The sequence below is a fragment of the Arenimonas sp. genome (genome assembly GCF_041919775.1).
Lineage (GTDB): Bacteria > Pseudomonadota > Gammaproteobacteria > Xanthomonadales > Xanthomonadaceae > Arenimonas.
This window is the reverse complement of sequence record NZ_JAYRTE010000047.1, coordinates 1-1,591: the sequence shown is the minus strand read 5'-3', so window position 1 is coordinate 1,591 and position 1,591 is coordinate 1. Positions and strand designations below refer to the sequence as shown.

At 67.1% G+C, this 1,591-nt stretch carries 1 protein-coding gene; it reads left to right on the top strand.

Annotated elements, in window-relative coordinates; translation table 11 throughout:
- Positions 1 to 132: 132 nt before the first annotated feature.
- A complete protein-coding gene (gene ppnN, locus ACE3TE_RS13025; protein ID WP_374605636.1) occupies positions 133 to 1,518 on the top strand; it encodes a nucleotide 5'-monophosphate nucleosidase PpnN in 1,386 nt (461 codons plus the stop codon).
- Positions 1,519 to 1,591 lie beyond the last annotated feature (73 nt).

Below are 1,591 nucleotides of genomic sequence, written 5' to 3'. Positions count from 1 at the left end.
CGCCTTCAGGCGCGAATCGGTTCTTTGTCGAAGACAAAGCCAAAAGATTCGCGCCTGAAGGCGCTCCTACAAGAGCTTTCCCGGTGCTAGAGTCAGGGGTTCGACAACGAAAAGACCAAGAGAAAGCGCAGCATGAGCGACACCCTTCCCATCGCCGCCACCGTCAACGCCCGCATCTCGCCGCGCGGTGGCCTGGACATCCTTTCCCGCGACGAAGTCGCCCGCCTCGCCGACGCCTCCACCGGCGGCCAGCGCGACCTGCTTCGCCGCTGCGCCCTGGCCGTGCTGACCAGCGGCAGCGACTCCGACGACCCGCGCGCCGCTGCCCAGCGCTTCCCCGACTTCGACATCGAAGTGCACCAGCAGGACCGCGGCATCAAGATCGAGCTGCGCAACGCGCCCGCCGAGGCCTTCGTGGACGGCGAGATCATCCGCGGCATCGCCGAGAACCTGTTCGCCGTCGTGCGCGACATCGTCTACAACGCCAACGAAGTGGCCGAAGGTGGCCGCATCGACCTCGAGACCGGCCCGGGCATGACCGAGGCTGTGTTCGAAATGCTGCGCAACGCGCGCGTGATGAAGTCCTACATGGAACCCAGCCTGGTCGTGTGCTGGGGCGGCCACTCGATCGGCCGCGACGAATACCTGTACACCAAGCGGGTCGGCTACGAGCTGGGCCTGCGCGGCCTGGACATCTGCACCGGCTGCGGCCCGGGTGCGATGAAGGGGCCGATGAAGGGCGCCACCATTGCCCACGCCAAGCAGCGGCACTGGAAGCCGCGCTACATTGGCATCACTGAGCCCGGCATCATCGCGGCCGAGTCGCCTAACCCGATCGTCAACCACCTGGTGATCATGCCGGACATCGAGAAGCGCCTCGAAGCCTTCGTGCGCCTGGGCCACGGCATCATCGTGTTCCCCGGCGGCGTCGGCACGGCCGAGGAAATCTTCTACATGCTCGGCCTGCTGCTGCACCCGGACAATCGCGACCTGCCGTTCCCGCTGATCCTCACCGGGCCGCGCGAGTCGGCGGCGTATTTCGAGCAGATCGACCAGTTCCTGAAGCTGGCCCTGGGTGAGGAAGCCTGCCAGCGCTACCAGATCATCGTCGACGATCCCGTCGCCGTGGCCGCCGCGATGCGCCGCGGCCTGCGCAAGGTCCGCGAGCACCGCCTGAGCGAGAAGGACGCCTTCTTCTTCAACTGGTCGCTGCACATCCCCTTCGAGTTCCAGCAGCCGTTCGCGCCCACGCACCGGGCGATGGCCGGGCTGAACCTGCACCGCGACCAGCCCCTGCACCTGCTGGCCGCCGACCTGCGCCGCGCGTTCTCCGGCATCGTCGCCGGCAACGTGAAGGAAGAGGGCATGCGCGAGATCGAGAAGTACGGCCCGTTCCGGATCAGCGGCGACCAGGGCATCATGCGCGCGCTCGACGCCCTGCTGCGCGGCTTCGTCGAACAGCGCCGCATGAAGATCGCCGGCGACTACGTGCCCTGCTACCAGGTCGTCGACGGCTGACCACAACCTGTGTAGGAGCGGGGGGGGGGGGGCCCCATGGGGGGTTTTTTGGGGCAAAACATGGGTGTGGCCC

Excerpts from the sequence above, each read along its gene's own strand:
- ppnN (WP_374605636.1), top strand. The coding sequence starts at position 133 with ATGAGCGACACCCTTCCCATCGCCGCCACCGTCAACGCCCGCATCTCG.